Raw genomic sequence first — 22,733 nt, forward strand, 5'->3', positions numbered from 1 at the left:
GGGGCGTTGGTGTTACGCATTCCCCACGAAAGCAAAGCAGGCAAATGGACGGAAGTGGATTTGGGGATTCACTGGCCCGCCTGTGAAAATCAAAATTATGTGCTACAAAATTTTCTTAACGATTATTTAAGTAGCTCAAATCCGGCGGAATTCGAGCGCTATTTTCACAAAGAAAAAACATTGTGGAGCGACTACGCCAACCGCTTTTTCTACCGTTTCAGCTTTTTCCCCGATCGCGGCTACAACGAAAAGAAAACTGAAGCGAAAATTCAAGCATGGTTAGCAAATAATCCGGAAGTAATCATGCAGGAAAATGAGGCGTTTCTTTCTTTTTTCTCAAATTTTCCGAAAAACTGACCGCACTTTTTGTATTTAGACGATAAAAAGCGGATACCCGGTCCGGCATTGACAATGAATAAGGAAATCGCAGATTATTTATTCATCAGTCGCGGTTTTGAAAAAGAACTGTACGAATATGATATTCAATCCGGATTACAGGTGACTGAAATTAGTAAAGGTTATTACCGTATCAGCTGTGCTGAGTTCAGATACAGCCCGCCGACAGTCTCTAACCTAATCATTAATGTCTATCAATGGGGATCGTCGCAGGGGAAAGTCATTACTAAGTTTTACTACGCACCGGCAGCCAAAGAAGTCACCTTCTATCTTAATGAAAACCGTATTAATGCTGATGACGTGAGATTAGTGGTTAGATTTACCGACAAAACGGGAGAAAACTTTAAAGGCTATTATGAGACTAAACAATTTAAACAGCGGACATCGGAGCTGTTAGAAAAAATAAAGCAGTAATAGAAAAATGGGCAGCGGAAAACGGCGAATTTATCGCTTGGTTTGCCCATATCAGAATCACGCTTTGTTTGAATTTATTCGGAATTATCCGAGCTATGACTATTTTAGCTTTATCAATTCAGCCTATTTCCGCAGCACACTTACAACGAAAAGAAAACGGAAAAACGCATTCAGGCATGGTTGGATAAAATTATTAAAACGTGGCTAAAACTCTCTGCACTTTTAAAGCCAATAAGGCTTTAGTTATGGCTATGATATCATCAGGCAAAATAAATTTTTGTTCGGTTTATGAAAATAAATATCATTGATTTACTGTATGCTATTTCATATAATCAAACCTATCATTCAAATAGGTGAATATTATGGCAAAAATTGCGTTACACGGACATTACCATTCTTGTCCTGAACATACGGGTGGTGAGGTTATTGTTGAGGCTTCAGGTCGTCCGACTATAAACGGTGTGCCTGTTGCTATTGTCGGTGATAAATGCCGCTGCGGTTCCGGCGTTGATGTTATTGTTACAGGTAGTAGTCTTTTTACTATTAATGGTATTCCCGTTGCTATTACCGGCAGTAAAACGGCGCATGGCGGTATCATTGTTGAAGGTCATGCAAGTTTAACTATTGATTAATCAGGTTTGGTTTTTATATTTTAACGAGAGGGTTGAATATGTCAAAAAATGGTTCAGTTGCACCAAAAGAGCGTATTAATATTAAATACACGCCGGCGACAGGTAATCAGCAGGGTGAAGTTGAATTGCCGTTAAAGTTATTGGTGACCGGTGATTTTAAAGGTAATCCGGAAGAACTCAGCATTGAAGAGAGAGAGACGATTTCTATTGATAAAAATAATTTTGATGCGGTCATGAAGCAATCTGAGTTAAAGATTGATGTCGCAGTGCCGAACCGTTTAGAAGATAATGCGGAAAACCAAGATTTGAGTGTGAGCTTAAAATTTGAGAGTATCGCAGATTTTAATCCTGATAATATTGTTAAACAAGTACCTGAATTAAACAAACTGCTGGAATTGCGTGAAGCACTGTTAGCATTAAAAGGTCCGATGGGTAATATTCCTGCGTTTAGAAATAAACTACAAGATTTAATTGCCGATCCGAATGCTCGGGAAGCATTGGAAAAAGAATTAGCAATTATTTTAGACGGTGATAAAAAATAAGAACAGATAAGGATTTATAAATGGCAACTAAACAGCAAGTAGCAACTCAAGCTGAATCACAGCAGTCAACCGGTTTGCTCGATCAGGTCTTGGAGCAAACTCGTTTTAAACCGGAAAATGAAGATTATGGTATTGCACAACGTGGGATCGCCGAATTTATTTCTGAAATTTTGAAAAGCGATCGTGCGGATGCGGTGGTTAATAAGAATTTAGTTGATGAGATGATTGTTCGCCTTGATGAAAAAATCGGTCACCAAGTCGATGAGATTTTACATAACAAAAAAGTGCAAGATTTAGAGTCTGCTTGGCGAGGCTTAAAACTATTGGTTGATCGTACTGATTTTCGTGAAAACATTAAAATTGAAATCTTAAATGTAACGAAAGAAGAGTTATTGGATGATTTTGAATACGCTACGGATATTACTCAAAGCGGTTTGTATAAACACGTTTATTCCGCAAATTACGGTCAGTTCGGTGGCGAGCCGGTTGCTTCTATTGTAGGTAACTATACGTTTACACCGTCAACGCCGGATATCAAATTACTGCAATATGTATCTTCTGTGGGAGCAATGTCTCATGCGCCATTTATTTCTGCGGCAGGGCCTGAATTTTTCGGCTTAGACAGCTATGCATCATTATCTGAGATTAAAGAAGTTAAAGATATTTTTGAAGGTCCCCGTTATGCCAAATGGCGTTCTTTACGTGAGTCTGAAGATTCTAAATATCTTGCTCTTACGATGCCACGTTTCTTATCTCGCTTGCCTTATGATCCTATTGAAAATCCGACTAAAACTTTTAATTACCAAGAGACTATTGCAGGAAAACACGATAACTATCTGTGGAGTAATGTTGCATTTTTGATGGCTTCTAAAGTTACTGACAGTTTTGCTAAATATCGCTGGTGTCCGAATATTATCGGTCCTCAAAGTGGCGGTGCGGTGGAAGATTTACCGGTTCATTTATTTGAATCTTTCGGTCAGCTTCAGGCTAAAATTCCGACAGAAGTATTAATTACTGATCGAAAAGAATTTGAATTGGCTGATGAAGGTTTTATCCCGCTCACTATGCGTAAAGGCAGTGATAATGCGGCATTCTTCTCGGCAAATTCTGTACAAAAACCGAAAAAATTCCAAAATACTGAAGAAGGCAAACAGGCTGAAACTAATTATCGCTTAGGTACGCAATTACCCTATATGTTTATTGTGAATCGTTTGGCTCACTATTTAAAAGTATTACAACGTGAGCAAATCGGTTCTTGGAAAGAACGCCAAGACCTTGAGAGAGAATTAAATGTCTGGTTGAAACAGTATGTGTCAGATCAGGAAAATCCGCCGGCGGAAGTACGTAGCCGTCGTCCTCTTCGTGCAGCTAAAGTTGTTGTATCTAGTGTAGAGGGGGAACCGGGTTGGTATAAAGTGTCTTTATCTGTTCGCCCACATTTTAAATATATGGGAGCCAGTTTCGATCTTTCATTGGTTGGTCGATTGGATATTGATGAAAAATAAGGTGTAATGTCAAGTGGGTTTTTGGACTCGTTTAAAAGCAACGTCAACAGAAACAGATTCGATTATTCTACAGACAGGTCATGAAATAATTGATGAATTAATATCTTCAATTAAACAAAATATTGAATTGGTATTAAATTCAAAGCAAGGGTGCACATTGTGTGCCCCTACCTTTGGATTAAAAGATTTCAATGATGCGACGGCTAATACACACAGTTTAAGTCAAACTGTTATCGGTGATATTCGGCAGAATATTGATAGATACGAGCCTCGAGTACGAATTTCTCGTATTGAGTATGTTCCCGATCAATATGATGTTTTGCAGCTGAATTTTAGGATTACCTGTACTGTCCTACTTAAAAGGCAAAGTGAGTTGACTGAGCTGAATATTATTTTGGACAGTGCAACTAAAAAATTTAGGGTTATTTAATAATGTCGTTAAAAGAAATTTTTAGAGCGGAGTTAGACTTTCTTAAAAAAGACGGCAAATATTTTTCTCAAATCCATCCGCACTTATCTCGTTTTCTATCCGATGAAATTATTGATCCTGAAGCTGAACGGATCATTGAATCTTTTGCATTTCTTACAGCACGATTAAGAGAAAAAATTCAGGACAGTTTTCCGGAATTAACTCAGTCGATGCTCCAATTGCTTTGGCCGAACTATTTGCGACCATTACCGAGTTGTTCAATGATTCGTTTCTCGCCTAAAGAGCGGGCTATTACAACGAAACATATTATACCGAAAGGTACATTTGTTCTTTCTAAACCGGTTGACGGTACTCCTTGTCGTTTTCAAACAACGATGGATGTCGCAGTTTATCCCTTAGTGCTGCATTCTGTTGAGTCTAATATTACTTCCAAGGCAACAATATTAGAGTTACAGCTGAATAATATTTCGGAAAATAATTTTGTTTCATTAGAGTGTGATGATTTGACCATTCATTTATCCGGTAGTGATTATAGTGCGTTGACCTGTTATCAATGGTTATTCAACTATTTGGATAAAATTTCTGTACGGGTAGGCGATAGAGAAATTGTTCTGCCTCTTGATTGTGTTGAACAACAAGGAATATCTAATCATGATGCATTGATTCCGTACCCTGAGAATGCTTTTGAAGGGCATCGATTAATTCAGGAGTTTTTCTTTTTTCCTAAAAAATTTTATTTTTTTAAATTAAAAAATCTGAATTATTACTTGAAAAGCATTGGTACGGAAAATTTTAAATTGCTTTTTAAATTTAACCGTCCGATACCACGTGATCTGACTTTAACCTTGAATGATTTTTCATTATATTGTTCGCCAATTATTAATTTATTTGATAATGATGCTATTCCTATCAATTTAAACGGCAAAAAAACAACATATCCTATTATTCCGGCAGGGACAACGAGAGCACATTTTGATGTATTTGATATAAAAAAAGTCAGTGGCGTTAAACTTAATGAATATGCGGGGAAGACTGAGCAGCTTTCACTTTATGAACGTTTTGAAACATTTGCTCATAGTATAGATGACAAACAGGCTTTACCGTTCTATAAAATTCTTCTAAAAGAGAATATGAAAGGAGGTTATGATCATTACATCGCTTTTGTTTCCAAAGGTAATGAGTTTGACTTGCAACATAACGAAACAATTTCTGTTGAATTGCAGTGTACAAATGGACATTTACCTGAAAATTTAGGGATTGGTGATATTTGTATTCCTTCACAGGATACGCCTTCCTATATCAATTTTGAAAACATTACTCGACCGAGAACAACCGTGCGTCCTTCATTAGACGGCAGCTTGCAGTGGCAGTTAATCGCGAATCTTTCCTTAAATTATGTTTCATTAAATAATTTAGATGTTTTAAAAGAGGCATTAATGGCTTACGATTTTAGTGGAGTATTTGATTTGCAGTCTAAGCGTCGGACGGAACAACGTTTAGAGGCTATCCGAGAAATTGATACATTCTCCGCTGATCGTATTATTAAGGGCGTTGTTTATCGCGGGTTAAAGTCAGTTATCAAAATTGAAGGTGATAAATTTTTATGTGAGGGTGAGGTCTTTTTATTTGGCACGATACTTTCCGAGTTTTTTCGTTTATTCGGTACTATCAATTCATTTCATGAATTGGAAATTGTTAATATTAATAATAATGAGATATTTAAATGGGACTGGAAAACGACCTTGCAGCAGATAATTTGATTGATTTTAGTTTTTATCAACTGATTGAAATATTTGCTAAAAAATATAATTTTGACCTTGAAGATTTTGATAAATGTTCAATGGATGACTCTTTATTTTGTTTTGAAAGTAATCCGTTGATTCATTTTCCGACCAGCGATATCGAAAAAATAAGTATTAAGACAGAGAAATTATCTCCAAAAGTTGAAATGATAGTAAATTTTTTGGGATTACAAGGCGCAAACGGGCCTTTACCGGGAACCTTATTGAGTGAGATAGCTTATGAGTCTTATAATCAGGATACGATTAGAAAAACATATTTAGATTTTTTTAATCACCACTTGATTGCATTGCTATATAGTATTTGGCGTAAGTATAAATATTACATTCGGTTTCAAAGTGATTTATCGGATAATTTTTCTCAACGAATTTTGAGTTTGATTGGTGTTAACCGGCATCACTTGAACACTATTGATATTAATTGGGGTAAATTACTGTTTTATGTCGGGGTGATTCAATCAAATGTACGTACTGCCGATGTGTTAGCGAAAATTATTCGGCATTATTTTGATTTAACGGATATTAGTATTAATGAATATGAACGCCAATTGGTTGGCATTGATAAAGAACAGCAAAACCGGCTCGGTACTCGAAATATGGTATTGGGCGACAGCTTTGTTATCGGAAAAGTAATAACTTCTTTTACTAATAAATTTAGAATTAATATTAACGGTCTGGATACGGAATGTTTTCATCAATTTTTACCTTCAGGTAAGAAATTTACTGAATTAAAAGAAATTATGAAATTCTTATTAAAAGATCAACTGCCTTATGATTTATGTTTAGGATTACAACCGCAAGTGCAATCAAATTTTGTATTAGGCAGTAATGAGTCCGGTTTTTTAGGTTGGAGTACATTATTAAATGCCAACTCCGAACAGCAGGTAAAAATGAAGCAAGTTATTATAACTGGGCAGGCGTAGTATGCATAGACTCCAGCTTATGGTTACAAGTGCCTCAATGTTGGAAATGGGAACGTTTCCCCGTTGCCAATTCGATCAAAGAGGCGGCATTGTCGGATCAGCAAAAAATGCCGATTGGTACATTAATAATTTAAAAAATGAAATCGAAAATATTGAATTTGAGATAAGGTTCTATAATGGCGATTATTGTTTATTAGCGTACAGTCGGCATATTTTTATTAATCGTACAACCGTTCCTGTTCCGGTTGGTGCGGTAATTCGCTTAAAAAATGATGATATTATCTCTATAGCAAATTATGATTTAAGAGTACAGATTTATACTGAAAGAAGTGATAATGTTAATTTACAGGATGATTTATATCATTTAGTAAAAACTACCGATGCAATGCTATTGTCGGCGGATTCTCATCAATATATGACTAATAATTTGGATGATAATGTAACAGCTCCGACGGGCAACGAATTATTAACATTAAAACGAGAACAATTTGAGTTAGATCCGTTGCACTTTCTGGAAAATGAAGTGGCGGATGAAATGGATATGCTATCGCAGATTGCGGCGCCTGACTCGATAGATAAGGCCCAGTATTACAAGATAATCAATGAATATATTAATACAAACATTGAATCTTATGAGCCGAGTATTTTAAGTGAGGAGCCGAGAGTATTACCGGTTGAACCGCATATCCCAAGTTCAATTTATCATAAGGTCGAAATTGCTGAAAATTTGACAAAATCGACCGCACTTTTAGATGAAACGGAAAATAAAGAACCAGCTCCAAGAGGGATCTTAGATCCGCTATTTTTTATTAAATAACCTTATAGGAAAAATTATGAAATTAAAACATTTCGCTGTGTTTATCGGTATGGCAAGTATTCTAGCCGGATGTAGTTCCAATGATCCGAAAACGAATCCTCGTTTATCAAAACCGTCAACCTATTCGCTTTCTATTTATGCTACGGATAGAGCGAATATTAATTTGTATTCCGAAGCTGATGACAGTGTGACTTCCGTAAGTGATGAGGTGGATATGCCTTATAATAGTGAGTTTTTTGCCAATGAATCAAGCAATAAAGTACGTAAATTGGATAATGAAACTTACCGAAAAAATGCGAAAGCAAGCAGTTCAGGTGCAAAAAATAGCATTGAACAGGAAAAGGGCAAGCCTGATTGGCGTGCGACACCGGTCAAGTTAAAAGTCTTCCAATTAATGGATAAATCACTATTTTTAAGTAGCGCATATGATGATTTTGTCGGCAATGATTTTGATGAATCATTAGGGAAAACCTACGTCTCGAGCATTGATCTAATTGTAGCGCCGAATCAATTCAGATTTATTGATGCCGAACCGCTTAATGAAAAAACCTACTATATCGGTGTGGTTGCATTGTTTAACGGTTATGAGAACCGCAAATGGAAAGGTATCGTACAGGTTAATCCGAAAGGCGGCGAAAGTTACCCATTGTTAATTCGCGTATTAGATTCTAAAGTGGAAATCCATAAGGATAATTAATCCATGACAGTAACAAATAGAGTATTGTGGAAAGAGGGATTATTTATTCGTCCCCATCATTTTCAACAAGAAAGTCGTTTTTTCGCATCTCAAGTAAAACAGACACTGGAAACGGCCGCATTTAATTTCGGTTTTGAACAGCTGTCTGTTGAAGTACAACATTTAACATACGGCAAGTTTTCGTTATCCGAATGTAAAGGTGTAATGCCTGACGGGACACTATTCCATTTACCGATCACTGATGAATTGCCGGCCCCGCTTGAAATAAAAACAAGTGCGGTCGGAAAAATAATTTATTTGTGTTTGCCGCTGAATATTGAAGGTAATGCGGAAATCGCACATCAAATTACTAATGATTCATTGATTGATTATCGTGGTGAAGCTCTTTTTACCGAAATAAAGGATGTGCACAGTGAATCCGGTGATTATGCTCAGCTGGAATTAATCAAAAATCAATATTTTCTTAAGTTGGAAACCGATGATTTAAGTAATTATGCGACCTTACCGATTGCTAGGATCAAAGATGTGACTTTAAATAATCAGGTGCTTTTAGATGAAACATTTTATCCGGCAGCGATCGCACTTCAAGCATTGACCCGGTTTTCATCCAAACTCTTGGAATTGACGGAGCTCATTGCATTAAGAGCAAAGTATTTGGCAAATAGAATGAGTAGTCCGGAGCAGTCAGGGGTTGCGGATGTTAATGATTTTTTAATGCTGCTAAGTTTAAATCGAGCATTACCACTGTTTAAATTTTTAGCAAAATCCCCTAAAGTGCATCCAAGCAGGGCTTATGAAATTCTTGCATCGTTGCAGGGGGAATTATCCACATTTGCTTTAGAAGAACGTATATCGGAGCAATTTTATGATTATATTCATGTTTCTCCTCATACATCTCTTGAGCCGCTTTATTCCGATGTTAAGTCTTACTTAAGTGTGGTCAGCAATGCCAAAGCTTTACCGTTACCGATAACCGCACATCAATACGGTATTTATACTGCACAAGTGAAAGACAACTCCCTTTATCGTGATGCGGAATTTATTATTGCCGTTAAAGCCAGATTGCAGCCGGAATTACTACGCACACAGTTTGTACAACAGACTAAAATTTCCAGCATTGAGCAAATTAATAAATTAGTTCATTTGCAATTACCCGGTATCCCGTTGCAATCATTACCTGTTGCACCGCGTTACTTGCCGTATCATTCGGGATTCGTGTATTTTCAATTGGATAAAACGTCACCCTATTGGAATAGCGTTATATCTTCCGCCGGATTTGGCTTTCATATTGCCGGCAATTATCCGGATTTAGAAATCGAATTTTGGGCTATTCGAGGAGCTTTAGTATGACAGAGAGCAGAAGAGAGTTAAGTCATTACAATACTTCTTCAGAGATATCGGTAAATAATATTCATATTGCTAATAGCTTACCGATTGTTCAAGAGAAAACATCTCTCCTTTATGATGAAGTTGAAAAAACAGACTATGATATTGACTATGATTTTCAAATTCAAACCGGTAGTTATAATCCGCTCGTTGAATTGGCAAATCCGCTATTGGCAGTTGCATTACGGGCAAATAAACTCACTAACATTAATATTCAGGCATTTTATAATCGGATGAAGAATGAAATTATAGCGGTTTCTGAAAAGGTAAAAATGCTGAATTATGACAGCGCATTTCAGTTATCTTTTCGTTATTGTCTATGTACCTTTATTGACGAGATGGCAATGAATACGTCTTGGGGAAAAGATTCTAAATGGGGCGAACGCTCTTTACTTTCTTATTTCCATAATGAAACGTGGGGCGGCGAAAAATTCTATTCCATTTTATCGCGTACGATGTTAGAACCGGAAAGATACCAAGAATTGCTCGAATTTATGTATATTTGCTTGGCGTTGGGATTCCAAGGTCAATACGCCCTTCGGGATCATGGGCAGGAAAATCTTCAAAATATGATGATTAAATTGCAGAAAACGCTACGAGCCATACGTGGATATGACTATGAACGCGATAACTCAGTCCACCTTTACCAAAAAGATTATTCGGTTAAGCAACCTATTCCGACAAAATATTTTTTGGGGGGAGCTTGTATGGTTTTGGCACTGATATACTTTATTTATAGTATGTTATTAGATTCTTATTCTTCAGAAATTATTAGAAATATTAACTCAATATTGTAATAACTTTATGGTGTTAGCTGAATTATTATTAGCACTGATTAAAGAAAATCATAACAAGGATAAAGTAGCGGCAATTATTCAGTATCTGAAAGAACAATATAATGATATTCAAGTTGCTTATTTTTCCTATAGTGCTGTGGATAAAGGACTCATAGAATTAAATGGGTTCACTCATTTTAAACAAAATGATTATATGAACCCTTTGGTATTGAGTTTTGCTGAAAACAGAAAGTTTTTATCGAATAAAGTCGTTTCTTATCCGGATGATTCCAGCTTTAAACAATATTCCCAAAAATGGGGTGGTGATAAATATTGCGTATTGTTTCCTATAAGAAATATCGGTATTTTCGCGATTTATGGTAAAGATAAAGTGCGGTTAAATAACAATACTTTTTTATCTGAACTTTCTTTAATTGCTGAGAGTTTTCTGAATATGGCGTTGTTACATCAGGCAAACAGGCAATTAGAAGAACAGTGCTTGTATTTTTCTCAAGCACTTAACAAAAATCGATTACATGATTATGAGTTGCATCAACGAAATTACATTGAACAACATTGGATTGATGAAACTGCATCAGGTAAACGCTTTAAACGTCGTCTTGCCGATCTCGCATTATATGATCGTAACGTCGCCATGGTTGCTGAAGCAGGATATGGCAAAAGACATCTGGTTAATATTATTCATCAATTACGAAGTTTAGGACTAACGGAACTGAAGGAAATAGACTTATTGCAGGTTAATAATGTAATTCAATTAAATGAAATCATTAAACATAAGTTTGAACTTATTCAAAGAGATAAAAAAGATACCTTATTGATTAATAATATTGAATGTTTAACCGATTATTTGATTGAACGACTCATTAAGTTATTATCCCAAGAAAAATTGATGAATAGTCAGGTAAAAATTATATTAACGGTCACCAATACGTTTTTTATGGATAAACAGAATCAATTGCGATTCTTTAGTGAAGATAAAATTATACTGCCGAATAGAATAGCGGCAGTAGAAAATCGAGAGTTATTTTTACGTCAATTTGCGCAATCGTCGAATATTGATATGCTCTCGCATGACGTAGTACTACATATTGTAAATGAAAAACGTATTAGCGAGATTAAACAAATGAAGTTTTTAGTGACATTGGCGTTTAACCGATGTGGTTCGTTTTCTTCAATAAAAAAATCGGATATTGATGATATTTTATCTCAACGCGATTGGTACCAACCTGACAGTTTGGAATGGAACGTAGCATTTTATGAAAGATCATTGATTCGCCAATCTTTGGTAAAATCAAATTGGAGTCAGAGAATATCGGCAGAGAAACTGAATATACCGCGTCGCACATTAAATTATAAATGCCAAAAATATGGGTTAAGAAAAAATGGTTAATCACATTTTTAAATTAAAAAAAATATTATTGCTTTCTTGTTTGGTTTTTACTCATCCTCTCGTTTGGGCGGATAATCAAGAAAGTGGAAAAGGTGAGCAGTGCAGAACAATTAAATCGAACGTTAAACGTTTAGCCTGTTTTGATAATGCATTCGATACCCCCGTACGTTCGCAGCTTATTGATAAAAATAGTATTAATTCGGTTATTCCTAATACAGTGAGTGATATTTTTGCACTTGCTCAAAGTCAGACTGAAAGTGCGGTCGAATCGGAAGAAGAATTACAAATTGCACTGAGCAGCGAAAACCATAATGCCGGCGCAGCGATTTATATTGCTTGCAGAGATAACATCACTCGTTTCCAGATAGCATTAAAGGATCCGGTTAAGAGAAATCCTTTACAAGTAGAAATTCAAGATGAAACAAATGGAAAATCTATATCCAATATCAGTTGGCAAAATACGGAACGCGGTTATTTACTGGATGCCGGGCGAGGTTTATATGCAATCCAACAATTAAAATCTATGTTGTATATTGAACGTTTTAACATAGTGATTCCTCAAGAAAATCGTAAATTCACTTTCAAGAATAATGGATTGGCTTCCCGAATTGCCTCGATCAGAAAAGAATGCGGTTGGTGATATGAAATATCAAAATATATTGCAAGATATACAAACTATAAATTCGCCGGTCGGTGAACCTGACGAAGAAAGTAAATTATATGTCGCTATTGATGAACAGGTAATAAAATTCGGTTCGCTGCAACATGATACGATCGACTGGACGCTTCTCATTAATAGTTCCATGCAATATTTAACAGAAGTATGCAAAGATTATAAAGTATTGCAGTATTTCAGTTATGCATTGCTACAACAAAATGCTAATGCAAATTTAGCTGATTTTTTGGCATTGTTTGCCGAATTCAATGAAAAATATTTATTTAATGCTTATCCGAAACCATCGCAAGATAATGTAATTAATCGCTTCAAAGCGCGTGCAATTACATTAATATTGAATCGTATTGAAGATGCCGTGCTGAATAAATCAATTATTTTGTCACCGGAACAGAATCAAGCAACTCAGGATTTATTGCAAAAATTGTCCGCTCAATTATCGGATTATATTTCGGAAAGTGCGGTCATTTTTAATAAAGTTTTGCGTAAATTGACTTCCGAAAAGTCTCAAGAATTGAAACCCGAAGAACCGTCGAATCATGTTCAGCCTTCCATAATAACGTCAACAGGAAAAAATGCGATTGCGGAGAAGGCGAATCTTCCCGATGTGTCGTCTTTTGATCTAACGAATGAACGTAAATTAAAACAGTTTTATTTACAGGTAGCGGATACGACTTGTGAGCTTGATCCGGCGGCAGAGTTAGGGTATATCAGTCGCCGCTACGGTTTATGGCACAATATTACCCGACTGCCGGAAATGAATGCTCAGGGGGTTACACCAATGCAATCGATTGCCGTTGACAAATTAATGGATTACCGAGAGGCTGTTATTCATACTCCTGATACGACATTATTAGCAAAAATTGAAAAAACGGTAGTCAGTAGCCCTTATTGGATTGAAGGCAGTTATTTATCTGCACAATGTTGCAAGGCATTGAAATTTAATGAAGCATCCGATGCCATTCGGAATATAACCAAACAATTTGTCGAGAAACATAAGGATTTTGCCGCAGCAAAATTTCAAAATGGAGAACCGTTCTTACCACAAAATGTGATAAATTGGTTAGCGCAAGAAAATACAATCGGATTCAATGATAGCTCGCAACTGAATGATTTTGATGATATTTATCAGACACAAGGTTTTGTTGCGGTCCTTAGAGCGATTGATGAAAAACTGAAGCAATCTTCGGATTTGCGTACCCGTAGTTATCTACAACTGGATAAAATTCATTATTTCATCGCAGAAGGCATTACCAATATGGCATTAAACGAACTGGACGAATTGCTCGAAAATAGCAAGAAATATGATATTGAACAATGGGATAACAGTTTCTTTACTCAATTAAACCAATTAAAAATTCAATTAACTTAGGGAATAAAATGAACTACTTAAGACAATTATTAGGAGCAGTGCGACAATTTCTTCGCCCTGTTTTTATGCATCTTAGAAATTCAGTACCGGTACTTTTTGTGCTATGCCTTATTTTGATATTTATCGGTATCTGGACATATGGCACATCTTGGAGTTTCAGCGGACTTTCCAATGAAAAAGGATGGGACTTCGAAATCGCCAAAAATATAAACTTAGGCAGCCGAATTTTAGCTACCGTTATTGTGTTGTTGGCATTAGCTGCAATAGCCATTCTTAAGTTACAACTGAAAAACCTGAAACTGAATAAAGAAAAAAATAATCTGGAAAAATCGCAGGAAGAACAGGACGAAGTTCTACATTATATTAAAGATCAGGAAGAAAGTTTAAATTTAATGGCGACGGCATTAAAAGAGCATATTTCGGATAAAAACTATATCTATCAACTGCCTTGGTATATGGTTCTAGGGTTTAACGGTGCAGGCAAAACCAGTTTTATCAATCGTTCCAATCAAAAATTTACGCTGACTGCGGTGGAACGGACCTCTAAACATTATTTACGGAAGGATTCCTTATATCAAGTGGATTGGTGGGCAAGTGATGAAGCTATTTTAATCGATCCCGATGGTGCAATGGTTAGCCAGTTCACGGACAAAGAAGCAGAAGATAAAATCGGAGAAATTACTAAAGGGCTATGGCATCATCTGCTTGGCTGGATTAATAAAGTACGTCCGCGTCGTCCGCTAAACGGTATTGTATTGGTATTGGAGCTTTCTAAATTAATCGGTTCTAAACATAGCGACAGAAAAGCATTAGCCACTATTCTGCGCAATCGTGTTCGTGAAATTACCGAACAATTCGGAGCCCGTATTCCGGTTTATGTCGTACTCAATAAAGCGGATTTAATTGAAGGTTTTGATGTATTTTATGATGATTTAAAACAGTCGGAACGTTATGAAAACCTTGGTTTTTCTTTCACCTTAAACAGTGAAGATCACATTGATGATTGGACAAAAGAGTTTGCTGACGGCTACGACAGCTTTATCAAAGAAATTGAAGAAACTGTTTTCGACCGACTGGCAACGACAATCTCAAGAGATGATCGCGAAGCGATGTATATGTATGTACGCCAATTAGCCGGTGCAAAAGAAATTTTACAGCAATTTATCGGTGATGTGTTGGAAAGCGACCGTTTCACAACCACGCCTTACGTACGCGGTATTTATTTCTCATCGATTTTTCAACAGGGATTACCGGCTGATTTCTATCAAGATGCACTTTCCAAATACTTTGAATTAAAGTATGCCGTACCGAGTTATACACGGGAAAAATCACAACGTACTTATTTTACCCATAATTTCTTTAAGAATATTATTTATCCGGAAGCCGGATTAGTCAGCGATAATGCGAGGGAATCTCGCAGCAATCGTCGTAAATTTATTTTAACTATGGCGGGATTATCGGTAGTATCAGTATGTTTATTAGCCGTTTGGCAGAATTACTTTTATCAAAATAAGGTTACATCTGAAAAAGTCGTTAAATTGACGGAAGAATTTACGCAAATGAATATCAGCCAGGCAATGGATCCGACGGGAAGAAATCTGTTGAAACCGCTGAATTTATTACGTCAGGCGACATTTGCTTACGGCGACTACAATAATGCATTACCGGTAATTGAAGATTTCGGTTTATACCAAGGTAAAAAAGTCGGCGGCAAAGTGAGTGAAGCATACCAAAAATTCTTGGGTGAGCGTTTTTTACCTGAAATTGCAAGCGGACTGATTGAACAAATGGATGTACTGCCGGAGAACAGTGATGAAGGGCTTGAATTATTGCGTGTTTATCGAATGATCGATGATATGAAAAACCGTAAAGCGAAAATTCCGGAACAATGGATGGCGCAATATTTGCAGAAAAATTACCCGAATAATGCCGATATTCAACGCCAATTAATGGGACATTTCACCTATGCGATGCAATATGTCGATCCTGATTTGAGTATGTTTGACAAAACCATCGCACAAAAGCAACAGGAATATAGCCGATTACCTTTGGCGGATCGTGTTTATCAGAGTTTTAAAATTTTAGCTAATACCGAATTACAACCGGCGACAGATTTGAAGCAAGTAATCGGCGACAAATTTAGTACGATTTTTAAAACAACCCAAGACGATAGTGATGATCCGCTATTCTTTAAAGATAAAAAAATCAGCAGTCACGGCACATTAATCAGCCCGTTATTTACCGATTGGGCATATAAAGATTTCTATGTACCGAAAGCAGATGACATATTGCAACTCGCCGCTATTGATGCTTGGGTATTGGGTAAACAGCAAACCACGAATTACACCAAAGCAGAGTTGGATAAACTTTCCGGTGAGATTAGAGAACGTTATGTTTCCGACTACATTGATACGTGGCAAGAGGCGTTAAACGGCTTGGAGATGGTGCATTTTGCCGATTTGAAACACGCTGTCGAAGTGTTAGATGCCTTGAATGGAAAGGATAAACCACTAGAAAAAATGGTGAATATCGTTGATAAAAATAGCGACATTTATCCAAGTTTGTCCAAAGTCGCACTAGAAGAAGGAAATAACGCAGCGAAAATAAATGCAAATCAATTAGGCGCCTTGGAAATTACCCAATCTTTTTCCGGATTAACTAATGTTGCAAAAGCCAACGGCAATGCACCGGCTTATATGGACAGCATTATGAAAAAACTCGGCGAATTAAAATTTTATTTGCAAACAATCCAAAATTCGCCGTCGCCATCACAAAGTGCGTTAAAAGCGATTGTTGCTGAATTTAACTTGGAACGCACAAATCCGACGGTTGATTTGAAACGATTAGCAAATGATGTTGCAGAACCTTTAGCTACACAGCTTAACCATATCGCTGATGAAGCTTGGAATGTTGAATTACGCACAGCGCTGGCGGAAATCAACACCTTGTGGAAGAAAAATGTCTATAGCTTCTATACCGCACGTATTGCAGGGAAATACCCATTAGATCGCAAAGCGACACAAAGTATGTCGTTAGAAGATTTTCAGGCGTTTTTCGGTCCGCAAGGACGAATCCAAAAATTTTATGACGAATACCTGAAATTTATTTTAGATGATAATGCAGAGCTTTCTGTAGTCAGCGGTGAAAGCGTAATATCTCCGGCATTTTTGACCGCACTTCAGCAGCTACAGGAAATTCAACATACCTTCTTTAACGTATCGGGTAACTTAAGTGTGGAATTCAGCTTAAAACCGCTAGGGATGTCGGGTAAATTTGCCTCTTCCACCCTAAATATCGACGGTCAAATTTTAAAATACAACCATGAACGCCCGGCAGCCAGCCGCTTGTTATGGCCGAACACCTTGCGTAAAGATGTGGAAACCAGTTTAACCTTAATTGACACTCGAGGCGAAGCCGCCGTACTCCGCCGTACCGGTGCATGGTCATTGTTCAAATTGCTTGATGCGGCACAAAATAGACGAAACGGACAAACGACGGATTTGAGTTTCAAATTAGGCGGCGGTTCGATTAATTACCGTCTGCAGGCGGAAAACGGCATGAATCCGTTTAGCGGTAACGTATTATCGGGTTTCAGCTTACCGTCGCGGTTATTGGATACGCAAACGGAAGAAAAACAGGAAAACGAAGCCGAATGGGAAGAAGTTATTTTGGAGGAGTAATCTTTTCAGCTATCTAAGTCGATATTAAACTCAACAGGTTAAAACTCAAATTCGTGATTAAGTGGGTTTGAGTTTTTAATAGACTCATTGTTACTTTAAAAATCGGGGGCGGTACGAAATTGTTAAAATTCTGACCGCACTTTTCCAGTTATAGTATAAAGAGCATTCTGAGGGGTGACTATGCAATCGCCAAGTTTACGTCAGATTTGGGCAGTGGATGCACAAATTTTTTATCAAAATAAAGCAGAAAATGTCGTTGTGTTGCTTTATAGTGAAAATAGAGATATTTGTGATGCGTTATTAAATTATTATCGTTTAACGAAACAAGTACGGTTAACGCATAAACTTGCACCTTTGCCTTTTGAAACGTACCTTCAGCGACATTGTGATGAATATTTAATCCCCGTATTGCGTGAGGAATGCCGATGGTTATCTGATGATAATCAAATTCGGTTGTTTAATCCGAATACCTATCAACTTACGGAAAAGATTGACAGCCCTTGCCTCACCAAAACCGAAATACTCCTCAAACACGCCAGGGATCCTTCCCCGTTTCTCTTTTCTCCCGTCCCTCGCCCTGTTATACCGTACTTATGGAAAGCCGACGATATTCAATGTTACGCCATCATTAACGCCCAAACCAGTTTTTGGTTTCCGACCCGTTTTGAACGTGACGACATACGCTCCGCTTGTTTATTTAAAGGAGAAAAAGGGGAAAAACAGCGTAACACCGCCCCTTATTTAGTGGAATTACCCTTCAATCATCCCTTTGTCGAAGAGTTATTCAGCGAACCGAAGCAAGATAAAGAAAATAAAGACGGTTTACAATATTGGCGAAAAAATTTCGGCTTTTTCTTTTGTTCCGCCGCACCTTTTGAAGCATTACTGGCACATTTCAGCGATTTTATTTATATGCCGACCTATGATGAACGGTTATTATATTTCCGCTTTTACGACCCGAGCGTATTAGAAACTTATTTAGATAGACTGACTTATTATCCGAAAAAATTATCCACCTTTTTCGGCGGCGGACTAATCGAATCGATTGCCCTGCCCAAAGGCGATTATTTTGTCCATTACGCTCCTTGTATCGATTTCGCCGAGATAGCGCTGGCTAAGAAACAGTTTGATAAGTTTGAGATGGAACAGTTTATTGAATGTCGTAATCAAAAATTATCTGCTCAATTAGTTGACGATATGATTGAATTATATCCTTATCTGCTTGAAAAATACACAAAAAACACCTTAGAGGTAATAGTCGATTATCATCGGAAAATAGCCGAAACTTCTCAATTGCATGAATCTATTACACTTGGCTTTTTAGTGCTTGCCGCGTTATTTTACGGCAAGCCGATTGATATGCTTGATGCCGACGGTGTTATTTTAAAAATTCTGGAAGCCGACGACTTAACGGAACAACAGAAACGCTATTCTATCAAACGACGTATTGACTATATGGAAACCGCCAATCTGATTCAAAACCAATTCGGAGCACAACATGGGTAAAAATTTTAATGACGCTTTTGCAGCCTTAAATGAAAAACATCGGTCCGAATCCTATGCGACGGGTACACCCGCCTGTCGGGCCGATATTCGGATTTATCATCGAGATACCTTAAAACAAGAATTACCGGCGGGGATTATCGTAAAAGTGTTCGATAAGGCCGGCAGCGTGTATTACAGCACGATAGACAAAGAAGGCTACAGCAAACATTTCGGGGTGAAATGCGGACCGATATCGTGGCAGTTGATGAGAAATACGATGGGTGGCGATGAGGCGGTAGAAAAATATAACCCGAAAACGGATAAGCGCCGCTTAGGGGATAAAGACGAACAAACGGCGCGATACGGCAGCGACGGTTACGTATTACTCCGAGCCAATGACGAAGTAAGTAAAAATCCACGCCTGCAATTATCCCAACCGCTCTGGGTGTTTGTTACGGTCAATGAAACGGAAGTCGAAGCGGTGTATTTACCGCCGCCACTATTATTAAATCTGCGTTTTCGCCAGCATAGTAAACACAGACTGTTCTCTTCAAGACAGATTCGCCAGCTTCAGTTAGACGGCAACACGGCGACCTTATTTATTCACGGTTATAACGTAGAGCTGGGCAATGCCGGACAATTTGCCCAAGCGGAAGATTTCGGGATACTCCCGAAAATCGATACTTTACCGAAAGCCGAAGAGGTGCAACGCCCTTATCTGCATTATCTGAATGAAGAGCTGAAAACCGTGGTAAGTCAAAAAGTCATTACCATAGCCGGTTCGGGGCGCGGAGAACATGACAGCCTACATCTTGAACGGGAGTATAACCAAACCTATACGGAACTGAATGGCAGTAAGGCACTCTCTTGGTTTCCGCATATGGAATATTATTTCAATCTGGCGGCGTCGGGTAAATTAAATGCAAATGATAAGTTTACCAACTGGCAAAAATACAGCCGGATTATCGGCGTGACCTGGTCGGGCAGCGTATCGCCTTCACGGGTTTTCTTCCGTGCGGAAATGTATGCCAACGAAGCGGGACGGGAATTGGCAGAAGTACTGATTCAACTGATTGAAGCGGGCATCAGGATTAATATCATCACCCACTCGTTAGGGGCAAGAGTGGCACTAGCGGCATTAAACATCTTAGGGGATTTCGACGGACAGTACGATGAAAAAATCGATAACCTGATAATGTGGGAAGCGGCGGTAGCGGATAATGCTATCACGGCGAATTATACAAGGGATAAAAATCCGGTAGCAATGGAACTGTTCCCGTTTGCGCATAAAGCGGCGAAACGGATTCGGATACTGTATTCACAGGGAGACGGCGTACTTGATAGGGATAGTCTAATCGGCGACAAGGAATATACCGGGCTGTTAGGCGGTGCTTATCCGAAAAAATACTGGAATATTGCGGACAATATCTCAGCGTTACAAGAGTATTATTCAGCCAAAGACAATCTTATCGGTCAATACCATGCTTACCATGAGGCGGAGCTACAGAAAATGAATTCCGTTAAATCTTATTTCCCGCTTGAAGTCGATCGCTATCAACATGTGAGGGCGGAAATCCGAATGCGGATCAAACAGCTTTTACAGTAAGAGGCTGACGCGACCTATGATGATTTAAGCAAGCCGTTGACCTATCTGAAACCTTGGAGTCACTATCGACGTTTTGATAAGGACGGAGAGATTCTTAAGCATATTATTGAGGTATTGACAGAAGCCGTATTGAATAATTGGCACTCTTATAAGACGGATATTCGTCCTGCGTTGGGGTATCAGGGAAATCGAATAACTGCACCGACTAAAGAACAAATAGATAAAAACTTACTGAAAGTCCAGCAAAAATACTCACCAGATCCATTTATTGCCGAATTAAAAGATAAAAAGTTCTTCTTTTGGGATCAAAGCCAATATTTTATCTCCCACTCGGCAATGCGGGAGTATGAATTTAAAATATTTGATTATAGGAATGTATTTCCACGAATTTATAAAGAAAGCTATCGAAGAGAAATTATGGATAGAATAAAAGAAAATTCAAAATTCGGGAGATATTAAATATGAAGAATAAATTAAAAATATTTAGTATTTTAATACTCTTATTTTGTTGTGTCTGGTTTTTTTATCAATATAACCGTACAGACCCTATAATCTCCCTAGGTGTTTCCACCGACGGGCGCTATGTGATTAGCGCTCACGCTTCTCGAAATGCCCATCCTTTTTTTCCTAAAGGGCAACTTGTGTTATGGGATATAGAGAAAAAAGAGAAAAAGGTTTTAGCCAATAAAGTAAACGCCTATAGTGCAGCTTTTATCCCTAATAGTCACGAATTTATGTGGCAGGATGATAAAGATGTGGTGCATATTCAAAATGTGGAAGGAAAAGAATTAGCCAGCTTTAAACATTTTGTGCTTACCGGACATTTAATGAGTGCAAATAAAGATTTTTATTTATCTGCTAACGAACACGGGCAGTTATTTAAAGGTTATGGAGAGCAGATAATACCAATATATACCGACGGAGGTATAGGTACTCCATTAACGTTATCAATGACTGAGAAATATATTTTGTCAGCCGGAGTTACAGGCAGCACGGGAAAATCAGTAGTAGTAGAAACAAATTTAACGAAAAATCCGATAAATCCTGATAGCAGTAAGTCATTTAGCTATGACGGCGTAACCTTATGGGACAGACATACCTTAAAACCCGTTGCAAGGTTATGGGGCAATAATGGTAAAACCACCGGTTTAATCAGCCCTGATGGAAAATGGGTTGTGACGGGGGAAGAAAATTCACCGGGATATATGTGGCAGCTGGATAATCCTATGAATCGGTTAGGATTAGCAAGAGTTAAAAGAGGTATTTATGATTCAAAATCGGATAGTTATGATAAAAGTGAATTGCTATCTATCCCGGATAAATTTGAGGATAAGATAATCTATTCAGGCGGGGGAGGAACCGTTGCTATTGTGTTTTTAACGGAAAAGGAATTTATACCGCTTGGTCGTATTTATAATACACCAAATCCTAACGGTTATGATGATACGTTTAATGTTGTCCCTCTTTATACGGCTGGTAGTCCTTGGATAAAAGGATATGTGGAGATAGAACAAGAACCGAAAATCTCAACGAATTATTATGGGCGTAATTTAAGCGTATCCTCTTCCCCCAAAGCCCATATTTTAGTGACAGGACAAGCCACAGGCGGCGGGATTAACGTGTATAAATATCATCCCGATAAAATGGAGCTGGAAAAAATCTGGGTGGCGGATTAGTTAAAAAGTGCGGTTGAAAAATAAAATGTTTTTCAATCGCCTTTCTTTTATTGAAGAATACAAGCGGTCAATTTAGCTGGGAATTTTGTAAAATGTTTGAAGAATAAACGGTGCGTACCCGAAAAAATACTGGGGTATAGCGGGAAATACGCAGGCATTAAAAGAATACTACACCAGTAAAAATAATGAAATCGACCGATTGTACGATAAAATCGCGAGTGTGAAAAAACAAAGCGGTATTCACCCGGTGGGCAGTCCGAGATGGAATAAGGGCAGCAATTTGCCGAATGTGGCGTTCAGAAAAGAAATCAGAGCCGGTGTTAAAATGGCTCTTGAGCAGGAAGCCAATGAAATTAACGGGGATTTAACCAAACCGTTAAACTATTTAAGACCATGGAGCCATTATCGTCGCTTTGAGCCGGAGCAGGAGTATTTTAAGCATATCGTTGATGTGCTAACGGAATTATTGTTCAACAATTGGACGACAACTGACACAGCAGTGCGGGCAGCATT

At 37.8% G+C, this 22,733-nt stretch carries 17 protein-coding genes and 3 pseudogenes; all 20 read left to right on the top strand.

The genetic code is table 11. The features are described 5' to 3' along the window. Positions 1 to 357: pseudogene (locus tag EDC44_RS13035) on the top strand (hypothetical protein); the annotation flags it as partial. 54 nt (positions 358 to 411) lie between these two features. Continuing rightward, the gene (locus tag EDC44_RS11745; RefSeq protein WP_243647946.1) at positions 412 to 810 is read left to right on the top strand and encodes a hypothetical protein; all 399 of its coding nucleotides are present in this window, start codon (positions 412 to 414) and stop codon (positions 808 to 810) included. Positions 811 to 1,172: 362 nt separating this feature from the next. Beyond that, complete coding sequence (locus EDC44_RS11750; protein WP_131979191.1) at positions 1,173 to 1,442, top strand: PAAR domain-containing protein; 270 nt, start codon at positions 1,173 to 1,175, stop codon at positions 1,440 to 1,442. A gap of 38 nt (positions 1,443 to 1,480) precedes the next feature. After that, positions 1,481 to 1,984, top strand: coding sequence for a type VI secretion system contractile sheath small subunit (tssB, locus tag EDC44_RS11755; RefSeq protein WP_131979194.1), 504 nt, complete (start codon positions 1,481 to 1,483; stop codon positions 1,982 to 1,984). 20 nt (positions 1,985 to 2,004) lie between these two features. Next, positions 2,005 to 3,489, top strand: coding sequence for a type VI secretion system contractile sheath large subunit (tssC, locus tag EDC44_RS11760; protein ID WP_131979197.1), 1,485 nt, complete (start codon positions 2,005 to 2,007; stop codon positions 3,487 to 3,489). A 13-nt stretch (positions 3,490 to 3,502) separates the two neighbouring features. Further along, on the top strand, positions 3,503 to 3,919 hold the full coding sequence (gene tssE, locus EDC44_RS11765; RefSeq protein ID WP_131979200.1) for a type VI secretion system baseplate subunit TssE: 417 nt from the start codon (positions 3,503 to 3,505) through the stop codon (positions 3,917 to 3,919). Between the two features lie 2 nt (positions 3,920 to 3,921). After that, positions 3,922 to 5,679 carry a type VI secretion system baseplate subunit TssF gene (gene tssF, locus EDC44_RS11770; RefSeq protein WP_131979203.1) on the top strand — a complete coding sequence of 586 codons (1,758 nt, stop codon included), beginning with the start codon at positions 3,922 to 3,924 and terminating at the stop codon, positions 5,677 to 5,679. After that, a complete protein-coding gene (tssG, locus tag EDC44_RS11775) occupies positions 5,643 to 6,641 on the top strand; it encodes a type VI secretion system baseplate subunit TssG (RefSeq protein WP_131979206.1) in 999 nt (332 codons plus the stop codon). The genes tssF and tssG overlap by 37 nt, the downstream gene beginning before the upstream one ends. Before the next feature lie 19 nt (positions 6,642 to 6,660). Beyond that, on the top strand, positions 6,661 to 7,458 hold the full coding sequence (locus tag EDC44_RS11780; protein WP_131979210.1) for an FHA domain-containing protein: 798 nt from the start codon (positions 6,661 to 6,663) through the stop codon (positions 7,456 to 7,458). A gap of 16 nt (positions 7,459 to 7,474) precedes the next feature. After that, the gene (tssJ, locus tag EDC44_RS11785; RefSeq protein ID WP_131979213.1) at positions 7,475 to 8,155 is read left to right on the top strand and encodes a type VI secretion system lipoprotein TssJ; all 681 of its coding nucleotides are present in this window, start codon (positions 7,475 to 7,477) and stop codon (positions 8,153 to 8,155) included. A gap of 3 nt (positions 8,156 to 8,158) precedes the next feature. Next, positions 8,159 to 9,505, top strand: a complete 1,347-nt coding sequence (gene tssK / locus EDC44_RS11790; protein ID WP_131979217.1) for a type VI secretion system baseplate subunit TssK — start codon at positions 8,159 to 8,161, stop codon at positions 9,503 to 9,505. Then, on the top strand, positions 9,502 to 10,338 hold the full coding sequence (gene icmH, locus EDC44_RS11795) for a type IVB secretion system protein IcmH/DotU (RefSeq protein WP_131979220.1): 837 nt from the start codon (positions 9,502 to 9,504) through the stop codon (positions 10,336 to 10,338). Before tssK ends, icmH begins: the two co-directional genes overlap by 4 nt. A 7-nt stretch (positions 10,339 to 10,345) precedes the next feature. Further along, positions 10,346 to 11,728 carry a helix-turn-helix domain-containing protein gene (locus EDC44_RS11800; RefSeq protein ID WP_131979223.1) on the top strand — a complete coding sequence of 461 codons (1,383 nt, stop codon included), beginning with the start codon at positions 10,346 to 10,348 and terminating at the stop codon, positions 11,726 to 11,728. Further along, the gene (locus tag EDC44_RS11805) at positions 11,721 to 12,368 is read left to right on the top strand and encodes a type VI secretion system-associated protein TagO (RefSeq protein WP_131979226.1); all 648 of its coding nucleotides are present in this window, start codon (positions 11,721 to 11,723) and stop codon (positions 12,366 to 12,368) included. The genes EDC44_RS11800 and EDC44_RS11805 overlap by 8 nt, the downstream gene beginning before the upstream one ends. Before the next feature lies 1 nt (position 12,369). Continuing rightward, positions 12,370 to 13,773 (top strand): type VI secretion system protein TssA, encoded by a 1,404-nt coding sequence (tssA, locus tag EDC44_RS11810; protein WP_131979229.1) that lies wholly within the window; start codon positions 12,370 to 12,372, stop codon positions 13,771 to 13,773. An 8-nt stretch (positions 13,774 to 13,781) separates the two neighbouring features. Beyond that, positions 13,782 to 17,453 carry a type VI secretion system membrane subunit TssM gene (gene tssM, locus EDC44_RS11815; RefSeq protein WP_131979232.1) on the top strand — a complete coding sequence of 1,224 codons (3,672 nt, stop codon included), beginning with the start codon at positions 13,782 to 13,784 and terminating at the stop codon, positions 17,451 to 17,453. Between the two features lie 180 nt (positions 17,454 to 17,633). Next, positions 17,634 to 18,959 (top strand): DUF4123 domain-containing protein, encoded by a 1,326-nt coding sequence (locus EDC44_RS11820; RefSeq protein ID WP_131979235.1) that lies wholly within the window; start codon positions 17,634 to 17,636, stop codon positions 18,957 to 18,959. Then, a pseudogene (locus EDC44_RS11825) lies at positions 18,952 to 21,003 on the top strand (alpha/beta hydrolase). The gene EDC44_RS11820 and the pseudogene EDC44_RS11825 overlap by 8 nt, the downstream one beginning before the upstream one ends. Before the next feature lie 2 nt (positions 21,004 to 21,005). Next, positions 21,006 to 22,220 (top strand): WD40 repeat domain-containing protein, encoded by a 1,215-nt coding sequence (locus tag EDC44_RS11830; protein ID WP_131979238.1) that lies wholly within the window; start codon positions 21,006 to 21,008, stop codon positions 22,218 to 22,220. A gap of 199 nt (positions 22,221 to 22,419) precedes the next feature. Continuing rightward, positions 22,420 to 22,733 (top strand): annotated as a pseudogene (locus tag EDC44_RS11835) (hypothetical protein); the annotation flags it as partial.

Origin of the sequence: Cricetibacter osteomyelitidis (assembly GCF_004340985.1) — a bacterium.
GTDB classification, from domain to species: Bacteria; Pseudomonadota; Gammaproteobacteria; order Enterobacterales; family Pasteurellaceae; genus Cricetibacter; species Cricetibacter osteomyelitidis.